Annotated in this window: 18 protein-coding genes; 1 reads left to right on the top strand and 17 read right to left on the bottom strand. The window is 64.1% G+C overall.

Features of this window, described 5'->3' with window-relative positions:
- Positions 1 to 109 precede the first annotated feature (109 nt).
- A complete protein-coding gene (locus AKL28_RS04100; protein ID WP_050466774.1) occupies positions 110 to 1,168 on the bottom strand; it encodes an adenosine deaminase in 1,059 nt (352 codons plus the stop codon).
- A 265-nt stretch (positions 1,169 to 1,433) separates the two neighbouring features.
- Here AKL28_RS04100 and AKL28_RS04095 point away from each other — a divergent pair, with 265 nt between their 5' ends.
- Positions 1,434 to 1,979, top strand: coding sequence for a hypothetical protein (locus AKL28_RS04095; protein ID WP_050466773.1), 546 nt, complete (start codon positions 1,434 to 1,436; stop codon positions 1,977 to 1,979).
- Between the two features lie 70 nt (positions 1,980 to 2,049).
- Here AKL28_RS04095 and AKL28_RS04090 read toward each other — a convergent pair whose 3' ends face one another.
- From AKL28_RS04090 to AKL28_RS04015, 16 genes are all read right to left on the bottom strand, one after another.
- Positions 2,050 to 2,784: an amino acid ABC transporter ATP-binding protein gene (locus AKL28_RS04090; RefSeq protein WP_050466772.1), complete on the bottom strand. Its 735-nt coding sequence runs from the start codon at positions 2,782 to 2,784 to the stop codon at positions 2,050 to 2,052.
- Positions 2,765 to 3,421 (bottom strand): amino acid ABC transporter permease, encoded by a 657-nt coding sequence (locus tag AKL28_RS04085; protein WP_050466771.1) that lies wholly within the window; start codon positions 3,419 to 3,421, stop codon positions 2,765 to 2,767. Before AKL28_RS04085 ends, AKL28_RS04090 begins: the two co-directional genes overlap by 20 nt.
- Positions 3,418 to 4,089, bottom strand: a complete 672-nt coding sequence (locus AKL28_RS04080) for an amino acid ABC transporter permease (protein WP_050466770.1) — start codon at positions 4,087 to 4,089, stop codon at positions 3,418 to 3,420. The genes AKL28_RS04085 and AKL28_RS04080 overlap by 4 nt, the downstream gene beginning before the upstream one ends.
- Before the next feature lie 156 nt (positions 4,090 to 4,245).
- Complete coding sequence (locus AKL28_RS04075; RefSeq protein ID WP_050466769.1) at positions 4,246 to 5,028, bottom strand: transporter substrate-binding domain-containing protein; 783 nt, start codon at positions 5,026 to 5,028, stop codon at positions 4,246 to 4,248.
- A gap of 41 nt (positions 5,029 to 5,069) precedes the next feature.
- The gene (locus AKL28_RS04070; RefSeq protein ID WP_050466768.1) at positions 5,070 to 5,834 is read right to left on the bottom strand and encodes a GntR family transcriptional regulator; all 765 of its coding nucleotides are present in this window, start codon (positions 5,832 to 5,834) and stop codon (positions 5,070 to 5,072) included.
- A 313-nt stretch (positions 5,835 to 6,147) separates the two neighbouring features.
- Positions 6,148 to 7,116 carry an NAD(P)H-dependent flavin oxidoreductase gene (locus AKL28_RS04065; protein ID WP_050466767.1) on the bottom strand — a complete coding sequence of 323 codons (969 nt, stop codon included), beginning with the start codon at positions 7,114 to 7,116 and terminating at the stop codon, positions 6,148 to 6,150.
- 18 nt (positions 7,117 to 7,134) lie between these two features.
- On the bottom strand, positions 7,135 to 7,875 hold the full coding sequence (locus AKL28_RS04060) for an enoyl-CoA hydratase/isomerase family protein (protein ID WP_050466766.1): 741 nt from the start codon (positions 7,873 to 7,875) through the stop codon (positions 7,135 to 7,137).
- Positions 7,872 to 8,363, bottom strand: coding sequence for a MaoC/PaaZ C-terminal domain-containing protein (locus tag AKL28_RS04055; RefSeq protein ID WP_050466765.1), 492 nt, complete (start codon positions 8,361 to 8,363; stop codon positions 7,872 to 7,874). The genes AKL28_RS04060 and AKL28_RS04055 overlap by 4 nt, the downstream gene beginning before the upstream one ends.
- 21 nt (positions 8,364 to 8,384) lie before the next feature.
- Positions 8,385 to 9,998: an AMP-binding protein gene (locus AKL28_RS04050; RefSeq protein ID WP_050466764.1), complete on the bottom strand. Its 1,614-nt coding sequence runs from the start codon at positions 9,996 to 9,998 to the stop codon at positions 8,385 to 8,387.
- Position 9,999: 1 nt separating this feature from the next.
- Positions 10,000 to 10,737: an ABC transporter ATP-binding protein gene (locus tag AKL28_RS04045; RefSeq protein ID WP_050466763.1), complete on the bottom strand. Its 738-nt coding sequence runs from the start codon at positions 10,735 to 10,737 to the stop codon at positions 10,000 to 10,002.
- Positions 10,734 to 11,540 carry an ABC transporter ATP-binding protein gene (locus AKL28_RS04040; RefSeq protein ID WP_050466762.1) on the bottom strand — a complete coding sequence of 269 codons (807 nt, stop codon included), beginning with the start codon at positions 11,538 to 11,540 and terminating at the stop codon, positions 10,734 to 10,736. The genes AKL28_RS04045 and AKL28_RS04040 overlap by 4 nt, the downstream gene beginning before the upstream one ends.
- Positions 11,537 to 12,433, bottom strand: a complete 897-nt coding sequence (locus tag AKL28_RS04035) for a branched-chain amino acid ABC transporter permease (RefSeq protein ID WP_050466761.1) — start codon at positions 12,431 to 12,433, stop codon at positions 11,537 to 11,539. Before AKL28_RS04035 ends, AKL28_RS04040 begins: the two co-directional genes overlap by 4 nt.
- 7 nt (positions 12,434 to 12,440) lie before the next feature.
- Positions 12,441 to 13,313, bottom strand: a complete 873-nt coding sequence (locus AKL28_RS04030) for a branched-chain amino acid ABC transporter permease (RefSeq protein WP_050466760.1) — start codon at positions 13,311 to 13,313, stop codon at positions 12,441 to 12,443.
- A 75-nt stretch (positions 13,314 to 13,388) separates the two neighbouring features.
- The gene (locus tag AKL28_RS04025; RefSeq protein ID WP_050466759.1) at positions 13,389 to 14,519 is read right to left on the bottom strand and encodes an ABC transporter substrate-binding protein; all 1,131 of its coding nucleotides are present in this window, start codon (positions 14,517 to 14,519) and stop codon (positions 13,389 to 13,391) included.
- Positions 14,520 to 14,649: 130 nt separating this feature from the next.
- Positions 14,650 to 15,441, bottom strand: a complete 792-nt coding sequence (locus AKL28_RS04020; protein ID WP_050466758.1) for an enoyl-CoA hydratase-related protein — start codon at positions 15,439 to 15,441, stop codon at positions 14,650 to 14,652.
- 16 nt (positions 15,442 to 15,457) lie between these two features.
- Positions 15,458 to 16,237 carry a citryl-CoA lyase gene (locus tag AKL28_RS04015; RefSeq protein ID WP_050466757.1) on the bottom strand — a complete coding sequence of 260 codons (780 nt, stop codon included), beginning with the start codon at positions 16,235 to 16,237 and terminating at the stop codon, positions 15,458 to 15,460.
- Between the last annotated feature and the right edge of the window lie 15 nt (positions 16,238 to 16,252).

The following is a 16,252-nucleotide window of genomic DNA, read 5'->3' as shown; positions in this document are numbered from 1 at the left end:
CTGTTTGCAAGAAGCGTGCTTGCCTGTCCGGCTGGGCCGAGACAAGACTGTGGACAAGAAAAAGCCCGCCTCAAGGGGCGGGCCATGCGCGGCGCACAGAGTGCTGTTTTCAGTGTTTGGCGGCGTACTGCTCCAGCTCCTGCAGCAGCGTGGCCTTGTCTTCCTCGGACAGGAAACAGGCCTCGATACCGTTGCGCGCCAGTTGCAGAACCTGTTCGCGGCTCAAGTTGAGCGCACCGGCCACGGCCTGGTAGTTGGCGGTCATGTAGCCGCCGAAATAGGCCGGATCGTCCGAATTGACCGTGACTGCGAGGCCGGCATCCAGCAGGCGGGCCAGGTTGTGGTCGGCCATGTCCTTCACCACGCACAGCTTGAGGTTGGACAACGGGCACACCGTCAGCGGAATGCGTTCCTGCGCCAGGCGCTTCATCAGCGCCGGATCTTCCTCGCTGCGCACGCCGTGGTCGATGCGTTCCACCTTGAGCACATCGAGCGCGCTGATCACATAGGCCGCCGGGCCTTCTTCGCCGGCGTGGGCCACCAGGCGGAAACCCAGTTCGCGGCAGCGCGCGTAGACGCGTTCGAATTTTTCCGGCGGATTGCCGCGCTCGGAAGAGTCGAGCCCGATACCGGTCCACAGGTCCTGGTACTGGTCACGCAGCGGCAACGCCGCTTCCAGCGTGGCGAAGGCGTCTTCTTCCGAGAGATGGCGCAGGAAGGACATGATCATGGTGCCGCCGAAACCGTCGCGGCGGCGCGCATCGCGCAGCGCGGCGGCAATGCCGGCGAACACGGTGGCGATCGGGATGCCGCGTTCGGTATGCGTCTGCGGGTCGAAGAAGATTTCGGCATGGCGCACCTTGTCGGCCTGGGCGCGCGCGATGTAGGCGGCGGTCATGTCGTAGAAATCCTGCTCGGTGCGCAGGACGTTGGCGCCGGCGTAATAAAGGTCGAGGAAGGACTGCAGGTCGCTGAAGTTATAGGCCGCGCGCAGCTCGTCGACCGAGGCATACGGCAGCGCGACCTGGTTGCGCTGGGCCAGCGCGAACATCAGTTCGGGTTCCAGCGTGCCTTCGATGTGCAGATGCAGTTCGGTTTTCGGCATGCCGGCGATGAAGCCCTCGAGCGCCTTGCCCGACGCGGATGGAGAAATGACTGCTGAGTTCATGGCTGACTACCCTTCAAGAATGGCGAGAACGATGGAAACGGCTATCGCCAAGGATACCCGCTCCAGAAACTTTGCATTATCACGCAAATCCCATACCGGGCCTACCCGGCCGCCGCCGGGGATGAACCTTATCGCCGTCGCATGTTCTGAACAGCAGGCCGCAAGGGTGGGCCGATATTGGAGATGTGAGCGGTGTAAAGATTTGGTGAAAACGCTTGTGCGCCGACAAAGCGTGTTTAAATGCAAACCTTCATGGGGGAAATGCATGCGCAAGACGATTCGGGGTTCGTTGCAATTGCTGGTGTGCACAACGGTGCTGGCCGGTATGTCCGGCTGCACCTGGATGCCGTGGACGGAGAAGGAAGATCCGACGGTGGTGCCGTTCAAGACCATCATGAGCGGTTCTTACCAGGGCTTCCTCAAGAATTGGGACGACAACCGGCAGCCGGTTTTCTGCGCGCTTATCCGCAGCCGGGCTGAGTGGGACTACTGGATGGAGCCGGCGCCGGTGATGGAAGACAAGCGCCCGGTCGGGCCCTCGACCGCGCATTTCGACACCAAGCAATATCTTGTGGTGGCCCGCACCATGCAAGCTCCTGATGCCGCCGAGCGTCCGCATGTGTTCACGCCGCTGTCGGTCAGGCTGCGCGACGGAGGGCTGCGAATCAACTACCTTTATCGCAGGCCGGCCTCCGGCGCTTCCTACCGCGTCAAGGACTACCTGATGCTGGCCATTCCCAAGGAGCGCTATACCACCGGGCCGGTGGTGTTCTACGAGAACGACCGCAAGGTGTGCGAGCTGGACCGCTGATCGCGGCGCACACAAAAAAAGCCGGAAGCGCACAACGCGCTTCCGGCTTTTTTCATGCGTCGATGCGGGATCAGGCGCCTTGGGTCATGCCGATAAATTGTTGCAGTTCCGGCGTCTTCGGATTGGTGAACAGCTCTTCCGGCGGGCCGATCTCATGCACCTTGCCCTGGTGCATGAAGACCACGCGGTCGCACACTTCGCGCGCGAAGCGCATCTCGTGCGTCACCATCAGCAGGGTCATGCCTTCCTTGGCTAGGCTGCGCACCACGGCCAGCACTTCATTGACCAGTTCCGGGTCCAGCGCCGAGGTAATTTCATCGCACAGCAGCGCCTGCGGTTCCATCGACAGCGCGCGGGCGATCGCCACGCGTTGCTGCTGGCCGCCGGAGAGCATGTCCGGGAACTCGTCGAACTTGTGGCCAAGGCCGACTTTCTCCAGGTTGGCCTTGGCCGTCACCATGGCTTCGGCTTCCGACGTGCCCTTGACGATCATTGGCGCGATCATCACGTTACGGCCCACCGAAAGATGCGGAAACAGGTTGAACTGCTGGAAGATCATGCCGACCTTCAGGCGCAGGTTGCGCAATTCCAGTTCGGAGGCGCCCAGCTTGGCGCCGGCCACGCTGATGTTGCCCTCGTCGATGGTTTCCAGGCCGTTGATGCAGCGCAGGAGGGTGGACTTGCCCGAGCCGCTCTTGCCGATGATGGCGATCACTTCGCCAGGCTCCACGTCCAGGCTGATGCCCTTCAAGACCTCGTTGTCGCCGAAGCGTTTCTTGACGTTATCAATGGCGATGAGCGGCATTGTATTTCCTTTCTAAAGACTGGCTGTACTTGGACAGCGGCCAGCAAAGCACGAAGTAGAAGAGGCCCACGATGGCAAACACCGTGAAGGGGCGGAAGGTGGCATTGGTGATCACGGAGCCGGCCTTGGACAATTCGATAAAGCCGATGATGGAGGTCACCGCGGTCGACTTGATGATCTGCACGCCGAAGCCCACGGTCGGCGCGATGGCGATACGGAAGGCCTGCGGCAGCACGATGTGGCGCATCTGCTGGAAGTAGTTCATGGCCAGCACCGACGACGCTTCCCATTGGCCCTTGGGGATCGCCTCCACGCAGCCGCGCCAGATCTCGGCCAGGTAGGATGCGCTCCAGAGGGTCAGCGCCAGGCCGGCGGCCAGCCAGGCCGGCACTTCGACGCCGAACAGGGCGATGCCGAAGAACACCAGGAACAATTGCATCAGCAGCGGGGTGCCCTGGAACAGTTCGATATACAGGCGGGCGATCTGGCGCAGCCAGTTCTGGCGCGAGGTGCGCATGAACAGGATGATCAGGCCCAGGGTGCCGCCGAGCACGAAGGTGACCAGCGACAGGACGATGGTCCAGCGCCACGCCAGCATCAGGTTGCGGACGATGTCCCAGGTGGTGAAAGAGATCATGCGTTCCTCCGGGCGGTGATGAAGTATTGGCCGATCAGGTGCAGCAGCTGGCGCAGCAGGATCGCCAGCACCAGGTAGATCAGGGTGGCCACGATATAGGCTTCGAAGGCGCGAAAGTTGCGGCCCTGGATGAAATTGGCGGCGAACGACAGTTCTTCCACCGCGATCTGCGAGCACACGGCCGAACCCAGCATGACGATCACGACCTGCGAGGACAGCGCCGGCCAGATCTTTTGCAGCGCAGGGCGCAGGATGATGTACCGGAAAATCTGCATGCGCGACATCGACAGCGACAGCGCCGCCTCGATCTGGCCCTTGGAAACGGCTTGCACGCCGGCGCGGATGATCTCGGTGCTGTAGGCGCCGAGGTTGATCACCATCGCCAGGATGGCGGCCTGGATTTCGCTGATGTGGATATTGAGCGAAGGCAGGCCGAAGAAAATGAAGAACAGCTGCACCAGGAAGGGCGTATTGCGGATGATCTCGACATAGCCGCTGACGATGGGCTTGAGCCATGCCGGCCCTTGCGTGCGCGCCCAGGCGCCGAAGATGCCGACTGCTATGCCCAGCACCCCGCCGATGGCGATCAGTTCGATCGTCGTCAGCACGCCTTTGACGATGACGTCGCCGTAGTCGAAGGTTGATAGGAAATCGAATTGATAGGCCATGTCGTGTTTGCTGCCTCAGTGTTGCTTGGGTCGCCGCGTTGCTGCTGCGGCGTTCCGGTTGTCCGCCTGCCTCCGTTTGCTGCCATTGCCCGCATCGTCGGCGCCAGGCGAAATCGCGCCGGCGATGCGTTATTGCTTTAACTCGGCTCCAGCAAGTTACAGGCCAGCCGGCAGCGGCAGGCCCAGCCACTTCTGCGAGATGGCGTTCAGGCTGCCGTCCTTCTTGGCGTCGGCCAGGATGGCGTCAACCTTGTCCTGCAGCTTCTTCTCGCCCTTGTTCAGGCCGATGAAGCATGGCGAATCCTTGATCAGGAACTTGGTTTCCGGCTTCTTGGGCGGGTTCTTGGCGATGATGGCCGCGGCCACTACGTTGCCGGTTGCCACCAATTGCACCTGGCCCGAGAGGAAGGAGCTGATGGTGCTGTTGTTGTCTTCGTAGCGCTTGACGGTGGCATCGGCCGGGATGATCTTGGTCAGTTCCAGGTCTTCCACCGAGCCGCGGGTCACCGCGATGGTCTTGCCGGCCAGGTCGGCCGCGCTCTTGACGGTCATGTCGGCCGGGCCGAACACACCGTTGAAGAACGGCGCGTAGGCGGAAGTGAAATCGATCACTTTTTCACGCTCGGCGTTCTTGCCCATGCTGGAAATCACCAGCTCCACCTTCCTGGTGGTCAGGTAAGAAATGCGGTTGGCGCTGGACACCGGAATCAGCTCCACCTTCACGCCCATTTTCTTGGCGATCAGGTTGGCCACGTCGATGTCGAAACCCTGCGGCTTCAGGTTGGAGTCGACCGAACCGAATGGTGGGAAGTCGGCCGGCACCGCCACGCGCAGCGTGCCGTTCTTATGGATATCGTCCAGCGCATCGGCGCGCGCGGCGCCGGCGGAGAACATCATGGCGCCGGCCATCAGGCCGAGCAGGAGTTTGGATAATTTCATGGCAGGTTCCCTTTACTTGACGACGTTGATGAGCGGCCCTCTCACTGCGGCCTTTTCGGTGGATGACGATGAGACATGATGTCGGTGACGGCCGCCATCTTCACGGCCCCCTCATGCGACACCGGTGCAAGTGCCTGCCGCAGCGGTTCCAGGGGATCGCTGCTGCGCACCTGATTCAGGCCGGACTCAACATGCAGCAGATGCGCCTGCATCAGTTGTTCCGCTTGTTCCAGATCGCCGCGCTCCAGCGCCTCGACGATCAGCACATGTTCCGAACACGAATCCTCCGCCTGCTCCGACGACTGGTGCAGCATGGCCGTCAGCGTGGTGCGCGCCGTCAGGTCGCGCAGCGTTTCCGACAGCAGCGAGTTGCCCAGGCATTCGCACAGGCAGACGTGGAAGTCGCCCAGCAGGTAGCTGCGCGCACCGACGTCGGCACCGGCAATCGCCGCTTCTTCACGCGCGATGTGCTCGCGCAGCTGCCCTACCGCAGCCTCCGGGATCGGCCGCATGCGCGCCTGGCGCAACAGGCCAAGCTCGATCACGCGGCGCGCCTCGAAGGCTTCGCGTGCTTCTTCCGGCGTCGGCTCGATCACGAACCAGCCGCGCCGCGCGCTGACGGTAACGATGCCGCGCGCCATCAGCCGCGTCAGCGCCTCGCGCACCAGGGTGCGCGACACGCCGAACAGGTCGGCCAGCTGCTGCTCGCCCAGGCGGGTGCCCGGCGCAAGCTGCTTGGCCAGGATCGCCTCGGTGATGCGGATCGCGATCTGCGAAGAAGATTTGACGGAAGGATTTGTGCCCATGTCCACTCATCAGCAAGTTGCGTGCCACACTGATATACAAGATTGGAATACAAAACTGCGCGACGATTATTGGCGGCGAAAGCCTTGTGTGACAAGGATTTTCAGACGGCAACGCATGTGCGAACGCACAAAATTTCCAAAAGGAAAGTTTTGTGGCGCAAATTGGCGACGTGTGGGAAAGGAGATGGTGGCGCCTTCTGGTGCGGGCCTGCGGCGGTGGTGCGCACCGTCTTTGTGCAGTGCTTCTGGAAACGAAAGAATTGTTGACTGTGCAACGAAGGCGGGCTTTTCCGCGGCAGGAAGAAACGCTCGTTCAGCCCGGGATGCCCAGCCGCCTGCTGGCCTGCCGGTATTCTTCACGGAGCTGTTCGACGATCTGCGCCGCCGGCAGTATGGCCGAGATGGCGCCGATGCCCTGGCCGCTGCCCCAGATGTCCTTCCAGCGCTTGGGCTTGCCGAAATCGACCGCCTGCTTGTCTTCCTTGACCAGGTGGTCCGGGTCGAGCCCGGCGGCGCGGATGCTCGGCTTGAGGTAATTGCCTGGCACCCCTGAAAAGTGCGGCGTATACAAAATGTCGTCGGCCGTGCCGTCGACGATCATCTGCTTGTGCAGCGGCGCGGCCGAGGATTCTTCCGAGGCGATGAAGCGCGTACCCATATAGGCCAGGTCGCACCCAAGGGCCTGCGCCGCAAGGATGCCCTGGCCGTGGCTGATGGCGCCGGCCAGCACCAGCAGGCCGTCGAAGATGGCGCGCACTTCGGACGCCAGCGCGAACGGGCTCAAGGCGCCGGCATGGCCGCCGGCCCCGGCGCAGACCAGGATCAGGCCGTCCACGCCCGCGCCGATCGCCTTCTTCGCATGCCGCAGCGTGGTGACGTCATGCAGCACGATGCCGCCATAGGCATGCACCTGTTCCACCACCCGGTCGGGCGCGTGCAAGGAGGTGATCACGATGGGCACGCGATGGCGTACGCAGGTGGCGAGATCGTCTTCCAGGCGCTGGTTGGATTGGTGCACGATCAGGTTGACCGCATAAGGCGCCACCACCGCCAGCGGGTTCCGGCGCCGGTAGGCGGCGAGTCCCTCGGCGATGCCGGTCAGCCAGGCATCCAGCTCTTCCTGCGGCCGGGCGTTGAGCGCCGGGAAGGACCCGACCACGCCGGCGCAGCATTGGGCGATCACCAGTGCCGGATTGGACACCAGGAACATCGGCGAACCGATCACGGGCAGGCGCAAACGGCCGGGCAGGGCGGCGGGCGAAGAGAGCAGCAGTTCAGTCATGGCACGGTAGGGGAAAAGTCATTTCTTGCCGAAAGCGGCGATGCGCTCCTGCATGTCCGGCCCTTTGCCGGCGTTGCGGAACACTTCATGCGCCAGCCCTGCCTCCAGCGGCAGGCCATCGGTCTCCAGCAGCAGGCGCTTGTTGGCGCGATGCGAGAACCAGGAGCCGGCCAGCAGTTCACGCGCCAGCGCTTCGACCTCGGCGTCGAACTCCTCATCGGCGAAGCAGAAGTTGGCCAGGCCGATCGCGGCCGCCTGGGCGCCGGAATAGGTGCGGCCCAGCAGCATCATCTCTTTCGCACGGGCATCGCCGACCCGGCGCGGCAGGCGCTGGCTCATGCCCCAGAGCGGCGTCAGGGCCCACTTGGCATGGGTGTCGGCGAACCTGGCCGACTGCGCGGTGGCGATCAGGTCGCCTGCCAGCGCCAGCTCCAGCGCACCGGTGTAGCAGTGGCCATGCACCGCCACGATCACCGGCTGCGGCAGGCGCGCCAGGCGGTCGATGGTGTGCGCCTGCAAATGCGGCCGCGGCAATGGCTGGCCGGCGGCGAGGTCGCGCAGATCGTTGCCGGCCGAGAAGCAGCGGCCGGCACCGCGCAGCAGCACCGCGCCGATGGTGTCGATCTGCTGCTCCAGCGCCGCCACGTGCTCGTGCAGTTCGAGGAACATCTGCACGGTGAGCGCATTCATCTTTTCCGGACGGTTCAGCGTCAGCGTGCAAAGGCCGTCGCGATCCTCGCGCAGAACCTGTACGCTCATGGCTGCGCCGCCTGCGAGGATTGCTCCTGCTGCTGGCGCGCGCCTTCATGGGTGAGCACCAGCACATCGCTGTCGCCTTCCTGCGCCACTTCGCCGCGCTGGTTGAGCAGGCGGAAGCGCCGCCCCAGCTTGCCGCTGCGGCCGCTCTTGCCGGGCTCGACCGACAGGATCTCCAGCTCCAGGTGTACTGTGTCGCCGACCACGATGGGCTGCTTGAAATTCCACTCGCGCAGGCCCAGCATGGCAATCACCGATTTCTCGAAGATGCCGATCTGGTGCAGCATCCCGGTACAGATGGCAATGCCCAGCGTGCCATGCACCAAGCGCTGGCCGTAACGCGTGCCGCGGGCGAATTCGGCGTCGGCATGGATCGGGTTCCAGTCGCCCGAGATCATCGAAAACATGGTCAGGTCGGCCTCGGTGATGGTGCGGCCGCTGCTGGTGAAAATCTGGCCGGGCTTGAAGTCTTCCAGGTAATACGAACTCATGCTGTGCTCCCTTGTTGTCGATCAGGCCGCTTCGACCAATCGTTGCAGTGCCATGTCGCGCAGTTTTACGCGCTGGATCTTGGTGCCGTTGGAACTCTGCGTGGTGGGGAATTCGTCCACCAGCCAGATGCGCGCCGGCACCTTGAAGGCGGCCAGCGCGGCCGCTGCGGCACGCACCATCTCTTGCTCCGCCGGCAGGCTGCCGGGCGTGGCAATGACGAAGGCCACCGGCCGCGCCTGGTTGGCAATGTCGACCGCCACCACCTGCACATCGGCCACGCCGGGAACGGTCTTGATCACATCTTCGATTTCCACCGGGCTGACCAAGTAGCCGCCCAAACGCATGGCATCGCCCTGGCGGGTCTGGTAGACGAAACTGCCATCCTCGCGCAGGTAGCCGACATCGCCGGTGCGGAAGAACTCCTCTGCATCGAGGGCCTTGGCGGTGGCTTCCGGGTTGTTGAGGTAGCCGATGAAGTTGGTATCGCTGCGGATTTCGATGGCGCCGCTCTGGCCAACCGGCAGCAGTTCGCCGCTGTCGACATCGCGGATACGTACTTCGGCGCCGATGCCATGGCTGGCCGGCATGCCGCCGCCCTTGATGCGTTCTTCCAGGGGCAGCGCGCGCTGCTGCAGCGAGAACAGCGCCTGCACTTCGGATGAACCGTACAGGCCGATCATCGGGATACCGCGCGCCCAGGCAGCCTGGGTATATTCGACAATGCCGGGATGGAAGCAGGCGAAGCCGAACACGCGCGCGCTGGGGAAGGGCTTGTCGCCTTGCCCGTTCTCGATGATGCGGCGGAACATCTCGTCGCTGCCGAACACATGCGTGACATGGTGGCGGTTGATCAGCCGCGCCGCGCCGGGGCCGTCGAAGGTGTCCATCACCACGATGGGCTTGCCGACGGCAAACGCCGCCATCGCCGCATTGAAGCCGAACACGCCGGCGAACGGCAGCGCCGCCAGCAGGCGCACGCCTTCTTCCGCGAAGCCGTAGGCCGGTGCCACCCGCTGGCTGTGGAGGGTTACCGTGCGCTGCGGATGCAACACCAGCTTGGGACCGGAGGTGGTTCCCGAGGTGGTGAACAGGATGCTGTGGGCGTCGGGTGACGAGACGTCTGGCGCTTCGGCGTCCGGCAGCCCGGAGAGATCGAAGGCGACAGTGGGCTTGCCCAGCACTTCAGGCGGCATGGCGGCGCCGGCAGCATCGACCACGACCACCTTCTTCAGCGTGCGGGCCGATTCAGCCGGCACGTCGTGCAGCACGGCGGGGAAATCGATCTTGCGGAAGTTCAGCTGCAGCACCAGCATGCAGGCTTCCGAGCGCTCCAGGATGTAGGCCAGCTCGTGCGAACGGTAGCGCGTGTTGACCGTCATCATGGCCGCGCCGATCCTGGCCAGGCCGAAGTACATCGCCAGCCATTCCATGCGGTTGACCAGCCAGACGGCCACGCGGTCGCCGGGCTGGATGCCTTGTTGCTGCAGCCAGGCCGCGGTGCGCGCGGCCATGCGGTCGAATTCGCGGTAAGTGATGTCGCGCTCGCCATCGATGAAGGCGACGGCATCGCCGCGTTCGGCGACATTGCGCGCCAGCAGCGCTGGCATGGTGAGGAGAAGGTCGGTAGCGGGCATATCAGTACAGCTCCATCAGTTTCGCGTTGTCGTTCAGTTCCTCGGGCAGCGCTTCGCGGATGATGGCGCCGGACTTCATCACCACCACGCGGTCCGAGATCTTCAGGGCTTCTTTCACGTTCTGTTCCACCAGCAGGATCGCCATGCCGGTGTCGCGCTGCAGTTGCCGGATCGGCTGCAGCAAATCCTGGAACAGCTTGGGCGCCAGGCCGATGGAAGGTTCGTCCATCAGCAGGCAGCGCGGGCGTGAGAGCAATGCGCGCCCGATCGACACCATCTGCTGCTGGCCGCCGGAGAGGGTGCCGGCGCGGCGTTCGTAGAACTGCTTCAAGGCCGGCAGCACCGACATCACCCAGTCCAGCCGCGCCGCGCGTTCGCCTGCGGGGACCCCGGCCGACCACAGGCCCATCTTCATGGTCTCGGCCACCGTCAGGCCGGGGAAGATGCCGCGGCCTTCCGGCACCAGCGAGATACCGGCGGCAGTCAGGCGGCGCGGCTCCACGCTCTCCAGCGCCTGACCGTCCAGCAGGATCTGGCCTTCCTGGCGCTGCACCAGGCCGAATAAAGTCTTCAACAGCGTCGACTTGCCGGCGCCGTTATGGCCGATCAGGCACAGCACTTCGGCCGGACGCAGGCCGAAGTCGAAATCGCGCAGCACCGGGCGGCCGCCATAGCCGACGACCAGGCCGCGCGTTTCCAGTACCAGCGGTTGCGGTTCGTGATTGGGTTGCGCGCTCATGTGTTCTGGTCTCCGAAATAGATGGCCGCCAGGTGCGGGTCCTTGAGCACCACCTCGGGCAGGCCGTCGGCCAGCAGTTTGCCCTGGTCGAGGAAGGCGATGCGGTCGGAAATGCCGACCACGATGTCGAGGTTGTGTTCGATGATGCACACCGTCACGCCCTTCTTCACCTCGGTGCGCAGCAGGTCGAGGAACAGTTCATAGGAACTGCGGTCCAGGCCCGAGGCCGGTTCATCGAGCAGCCAGATTTTCGCGTCGGCAGCCATGATGCGCGCCATGCTGAGGAACTTGCGCTCGGCATAGGCCAGGTCGATGGCGCGCGTATGCGCCTTGGCGGCCAGGCCGGTGCGCTTGAGGATGGCCTGTACCTTCTCGCGCCGTTCGTTGCGCGCGGCGCGCCCGCCCGGCTGCCAGATCCAGGAAGTCGGCTCCATCACGGTCAGCACGTTTTCTTCCACCGTCATGTGGTTGAACAGGCGCAGGTCCTGGAAGGTGCGGGCGATGCCCATGCGGCTGATCTGGAAATGCTTCTTGCCGACCACCGACTGGCCGCGCCAGAGGATGTCTCCCGATTCCGGCACCAGGTGGCCGGTGATCTGGTTGAACAGCGTGGTCTTGCCGGCGCCGTTGGGGCCGACCAGTGTGGTCACGATGCCTGCGCGCAAATCCAGCGAGACATCGTTGGTGACCTTCAGCCCGCCGAAGCTCTTGTTCAGGTTGCGGATCGACAGCAGCACTTCCCCGCCCGGATTCGGTCCGGCGGCCTGCAGCGCGCCGTGGTCGTGTTCGATGATGGCGTTCATGCGGCTTTCTCCTTGGCGGCGCGGGGTTTGCCGGAACCGACGATGCCGCCCGGCCGGTAGATCATCAGCAGCACCATCGCCAGCCCATAGGCGATCTGCTGGATCGAGCCGATTTCAGTCTGCGGCAGGAAGGACATGTAGCTGAACACGCCCGGCAGCAGCATCAGCAGCACGGTGCCCACGATCGGCCCGAGCAGCGTGCCGGTGCCGCCGATGATGACCATCGCCATCAGCAGCACGGACGTGTCCAGCATGAAGCTCTCGACGTTGATGAAGCCCATGTAGAACGCGTACAGCGCACCGGCCACCGCCGCCAGCATGGCAGAGATCACCACCGACATGGTCTTGATGACGGCCACGTTCTTGCCGAAGGCGTGCGCTGCGGATTCGCTGTCGCGGATGGCCTTGAGGTTGCGGCCGAAGGAGGACCGCAGCAGCACGCTGGTGACCAGCAGCACCGGGATCAGGCAGCACACCGCCAGCAGCAGGAACTGCACCGGGTCGGCCACGGCATGGCCGAAGATGTCGGCCGGCGGGATGCCGATCATGCCGCCCAGGCCGCCGGTGACCGACTTCCATTCGGAAAACACCGTCACGCCCAGCACCTGCAGGCCCAGCGAAGCGGCCACGAAGTATTCGCCGCGCACACGCAGCGCCGGCAATGCCAGCACCAGCGACAGCAGCCCGGCCACCACCATCGCCACCGGGATCACCAGGAAGATGGAAGCGCTCACGTTCAGCGCGAAATACGCCGCGCTGTAGGCGCCCACGCCGAAGAAGATGGCATGCGCGATCGAGAAGATCCCGGCATAGCCCATGATGAAGTTGAGCGTGATCGCCAGCACCGCGTTGATGCACATGAGGGTGGCGAGATTAAGGAGATAGGCGAGCATGGCAACCTCAGCTTGCAGTGGCCCGGCCGAAGAAACCGGAAGGGCGGAACAGGATGAACAGGAACAGCACGATGAAGGTGATGGCTTCGCTCCACTGCGGCTCGAACCAGGCCAGCGCCAGGTTTTCGGCCAGCCCCAGCAGCAGGCCGGCACAGGCCGCGCCGCGCAGGCTGCCGACGCCGCCGACGATGGTGGCGGCCAGGCTGATGAGCATGACGTGGTGGCCGATGGCCGGGTTCAGCCCGGAGCCGGCCGCCGACAGCAGCGCCGCCGGCACCACCAGGAACGAGCCCAGCGCAAACACCGTCATCGACAGGCGCCGCGGCGACAGGCCGTAGGCGCGCACCAGCTCGGGGTTTTCGGACAGCGCGCGCATGGCCATGCCGGTATGGGTGCGCATCAGGAACAGTTGCAGCGCGAAGAAAAACACCAGCGCGATGACGATCGCGATGCCGGCCAGCGGCGAGACGAACAGGCCGGGCAGCATTTCGATGCTGCGCGAGAGCGGCGTATTGACCGACACGAAGCTGCGCCCGAACAGCATGCCGCACAGGTTTTGCACCACGATGCCCACACCGAAGGAGGCGACGAAGACGGTGAAGAAGGAGCCTTCGTGCTTCTGGATCGGCACGTAGACGAAGCGGTTCAGCGCCAGGCCGAACAGGACCGCCGCCGCGCAAGCGCCCAGTACCGCGACCGTCCAGTGCAGCTGCATGATCGCCAGCAGGTCGTAGAACACATAGGCGGCGATGGTGAAGGTCGAGCCGTGCGCGAAGTGGAAGATGCGGGTGGAACCGAAGATCAGCGAAAAGCCGACCGCGATCAGCGCATACAGCGCGCCTACCTGCACCCCATTGATCAATAGCTGTAGCAGCAGCATGTCTTTGTCCTTGCACCGCCGCCCCGCATGTGCGGGGCCGGCGGCATCATTGCATCCGAAGCGGAATGGTCCTGGTCACTTGGCCGCGGCGCTGACCACCTTGCCGCCCTTGCCGTCGATCTCGTTGATTTGCATCGGCATGGTCACGGTGCCGTTCTCGGCGAAGGTCACCTTGCCGCCGACCAGGTCGAAGGTCTTGGTTTCGATACGCTGCTTCAACAGGTTCTCGCCGGTGACCGGCTGGCCCTTCTTGACCAGTTGCTGCGCCAGCAGGCCGAACATGCGCACCGCGTTGTAGTAGTTGGCGATGTAGGCGGTCGGCATCTTGTTGTACTTCTTCTTGTAGTCGTCGACGAAGCGCTTGGTCACCGGATCCTGCGAATTCCAGTCGATGTTCTGCGAGGTATAGAGCGAACCGGCAGCCTCAGGCTGGGCATTGATCTCGGGGATCGAGAAGGCCGTGTAGCTGGCGAACTGCTGCTTGATGCCGTTATCGCGGAATTGCTTGACGATCTGCGACTGCTGCGACCCGTAGGAGGCGATGTAGATCACGTCCGGATTGGCCGCACGCACGCGCGCGGCGATGCCGCCGAATTGCTGCGCTGTGGCGGGGACGGACAGCGCTTCGACCAGCTTGCCGCCGGCGGCGGGCAGCGCGCTTTCCATTTCCTTGCGGATGGCTTGTCCGAGCGGGTCGTCGATATAGACCAGCACGAAGTTCTTCATCTTGCGCTCGTTGACCAGATACGGAATGATGGCGCGCACTTCATAGTTGGCCAGCGGGATGATGTTCCAGAAATAGGGACCCAGTTCCGCCAGGTCGGGGCCGACGCCGCCGCCGTTGACTGCCACCGTCTTGGTGCGGCTGGCGATGGTGGAGATCGCCTTGGATACGCCGGTGAACGCCGACAGCACGTACGGCACCTTCTGCACGTTGACCAGTTTGTTCATGCCGATCACGCCCTGCTGCGGCAGCGCCTGGCTGTCTTCGTACTGGATAGCCAGCTTGCCGCCCAGGAGATTGTCTGCATTGATGTGCTCGGCCGCGAGGTTGGCGCCGGAGCCGAAGATGTCGCCGTAAGAGGCGTTCGGGCCGCTCATCGGGAACAGTGCGCCGATGGTCACATCGGCGGCATGGGATGCGGCCGAGGCCGCCAGTGCGCAGGCCAGGACGCCCGCTTGGATTGCCTTGCTGAACTTGATCATCTTCATCTCCTTTTGTGGTCGGCGCCGTTCCCGCGGCAGCCGTCTTTTTCTTCATGCCCGGCCAGGCGATTGCGTGCCGCGCCGGCCAATTGCCGTTGTACTTGCTGCTGTCTTTGCTGCTGCCTGCGGTTTACCGTCCTTTGAATACGGCACTGCGCTTTTCGCGGAATGCGGCCGCGCCTTCCTGGTAATCGTCGGTATCGCCGAGCAGGCGCTGCGATGCCGTTTCCAGATCCAGTTGCTGCGCCAGGGTGTTGGTCTGGGCCGCGTAAATGGCTTGCTTGGTCAGGGCCAGCGCGCGCGTGGCCGATTGCGCCAGTTGCGCCACCAGTGCACGGCTGGCGGCGTCGAATTCCTCATCCGGCACGCAGCGCCAGATCAGGCCCCAGTCGGCGGCTTGCTGCGCATCCAGCTTGTCGTTGAGCAGGCACAGCGCCATCGCGCGCGCCGTGCCGATGCGCTGCGGCAGGAACTGCGAGCCGCCGCCATCGGGCATTAAACCCAATTTGGTGAAACCCTGCAGGAAGTAGGCCGACTGTTTGGCGATCACGATGTCGCAGGCCAGCACCAATGTCGCGCCCACGCCCACCGCCAATCCGTTCATGGCGCACACTACCGGCGCCGGCAGCGCGCGCAGACGCAGCATCAGCGGCTTGTAATAACGTTCCAGCGCCGCGCCCATGTCGCGCTTCTGGCCTGGCGGCAGCGGCTTGCGGTCGCCCTGGTCCTGGCCGGCGCAAAAGGCGCGGCCGGCGCCGGTGATGACCAGCACGCGCAGCGCCGGGTCATGCTCGATGCGGTCGAGAAAAGCAGCGATGGCATCGTGGATCGCATCGTTGACGCTGTTGAGCCGGTCCGGCCGGTTCAGCGTGATCGTCGCCACGCCATCGGCGAACTCGCACAGTACGGGAGGCTGCTCCATATTCCTGGCTCCGTTCTCAGCCGCGCAAGTGAGCGCTGGCGCGGTCTTCGATTTCATGCCACAACTGGTAGGACATCGGCGACTGCGATTCCTCCAGGATGTGGCCCACCAGGCCAATCGCGCGCGCCATCACGCCGAAGCCGCGCACGATCTTCCAGGGGAAGCCGAACTCGCAGCAGATCGCACCCAGCGCGCCGGTGGCGTTGATCGGCAAGACCTTGCCGGTGGCGCGTTCGGCTTCAACCTGGATCAACTGCACCAGCTTGATGTACTTGCCGGCCATGCCATTTTCTTCGGCAAGCTGGAACAGGCGCGGCGTGCGCGGATCGATCGGCTTGTGTACCGGATGGCCCAGGCCGGGGATGGCCTGCTTGCGGGCGCGGAAGTCGGCCACGGTCTTTGCGGCCAGCGCCTGCAGGTCGGGATGGTCGCCCGCACCGTCAAAGGCTTCATACAGCATCTTTGCCGAACCTTCGGTGGTGCCGACGAACACCGTGCCCAGCCCGCACAGGCCCGCGGCCACCGCCGCCTGCAGCGATTCGGGCGCGCCGGCGTAAGTCATGCGGGCGGCGATGGCGCTGGGGGTGATGCCGTGCTCGACCAGCGTGATCAGCAGCGCGTTGAACATGCGCGACTGCTCCGGCGTGGCGGTCTTGCCGGTCAGTTGCAGATAGGCGAAATCGCCCAGGTTCATCTTGCCGAGAATTTCGTTGGGAAGATCCTTGCCGCGCACCACGATGCGGTCGGGGGTGCTGTAGGCGATGTCGGATCTGATGTCTGCTGTCTTGCCGGTCATGTCGTTCTCCGTTGT

The organism is Herbaspirillum chlorophenolicum (genome assembly GCF_001189955.1).
GTDB lineage: Bacteria > Pseudomonadota > Gammaproteobacteria > Burkholderiales > Burkholderiaceae_D > Herbaspirillum > Herbaspirillum chlorophenolicum.
This window is presented reverse-complemented; position numbering and strand designations above follow the sequence as displayed.

What these genes read in the sequence shown, in the direction of transcription:
- AKL28_RS04030 (WP_050466760.1), bottom strand. Translation starts at nt 13,313, where the DNA reads ATGCTGCTGCTACAGCTATTGATCAATGGGGTGCAGGTAGGCGCGCTG.
- AKL28_RS04085 (WP_050466771.1), bottom strand. Translation starts at nt 3,421, where the DNA reads ATGATCTCTTTCACCACCTGGGACATCGTCCGCAACCTGATGCTGGCG.
- AKL28_RS04070 (WP_050466768.1), bottom strand. Translation starts at nt 5,834, where the DNA reads ATGGGCACAAATCCTTCCGTCAAATCTTCTTCGCAGATCGCGATCCGC.
- AKL28_RS04060 (WP_050466766.1), bottom strand. Translation starts at nt 7,875, where the DNA reads ATGAGCGTACAGGTTCTGCGCGAGGATCGCGACGGCCTTTGCACGCTG.
- AKL28_RS04065 (WP_050466767.1), bottom strand. Translation starts at nt 7,116, where the DNA reads ATGACTGAACTGCTGCTCTCTTCGCCCGCCGCCCTGCCCGGCCGTTTG.
- AKL28_RS04090 (WP_050466772.1), bottom strand. Translation starts at nt 2,784, where the DNA reads ATGCCGCTCATCGCCATTGATAACGTCAAGAAACGCTTCGGCGACAAC.
- AKL28_RS04095 (WP_050466773.1), top strand. Translation starts at nt 1,434, where the DNA reads ATGCGCAAGACGATTCGGGGTTCGTTGCAATTGCTGGTGTGCACAACG.
- AKL28_RS04020 (WP_050466758.1), bottom strand. Translation starts at nt 15,441, where the DNA reads ATGGAGCAGCCTCCCGTACTGTGCGAGTTCGCCGATGGCGTGGCGACG.
- AKL28_RS04015 (WP_050466757.1), bottom strand. Translation starts at nt 16,237, where the DNA reads ATGACCGGCAAGACAGCAGACATCAGATCCGACATCGCCTACAGCACC.
- AKL28_RS04055 (WP_050466765.1), bottom strand. Translation starts at nt 8,363, where the DNA reads ATGAGTTCGTATTACCTGGAAGACTTCAAGCCCGGCCAGATTTTCACC.
- AKL28_RS04100 (WP_050466774.1), bottom strand. Translation starts at nt 1,168, where the DNA reads ATGAACTCAGCAGTCATTTCTCCATCCGCGTCGGGCAAGGCGCTCGAG.
- AKL28_RS04045 (WP_050466763.1), bottom strand. Translation starts at nt 10,737, where the DNA reads ATGAGCGCGCAACCCAATCACGAACCGCAACCGCTGGTACTGGAAACG.
- AKL28_RS04050 (WP_050466764.1), bottom strand. Translation starts at nt 9,998, where the DNA reads ATGCCCGCTACCGACCTTCTCCTCACCATGCCAGCGCTGCTGGCGCGC.
- AKL28_RS04040 (WP_050466762.1), bottom strand. Translation starts at nt 11,540, where the DNA reads ATGAACGCCATCATCGAACACGACCACGGCGCGCTGCAGGCCGCCGGA.
- AKL28_RS04080 (WP_050466770.1), bottom strand. Translation starts at nt 4,089, where the DNA reads ATGGCCTATCAATTCGATTTCCTATCAACCTTCGACTACGGCGACGTC.
- AKL28_RS04035 (WP_050466761.1), bottom strand. Translation starts at nt 12,433, where the DNA reads ATGCTCGCCTATCTCCTTAATCTCGCCACCCTCATGTGCATCAACGCG.
- AKL28_RS04025 (WP_050466759.1), bottom strand. Translation starts at nt 14,519, where the DNA reads ATGATCAAGTTCAGCAAGGCAATCCAAGCGGGCGTCCTGGCCTGCGCA.
- AKL28_RS04075 (WP_050466769.1), bottom strand. Translation starts at nt 5,028, where the DNA reads ATGAAATTATCCAAACTCCTGCTCGGCCTGATGGCCGGCGCCATGATG.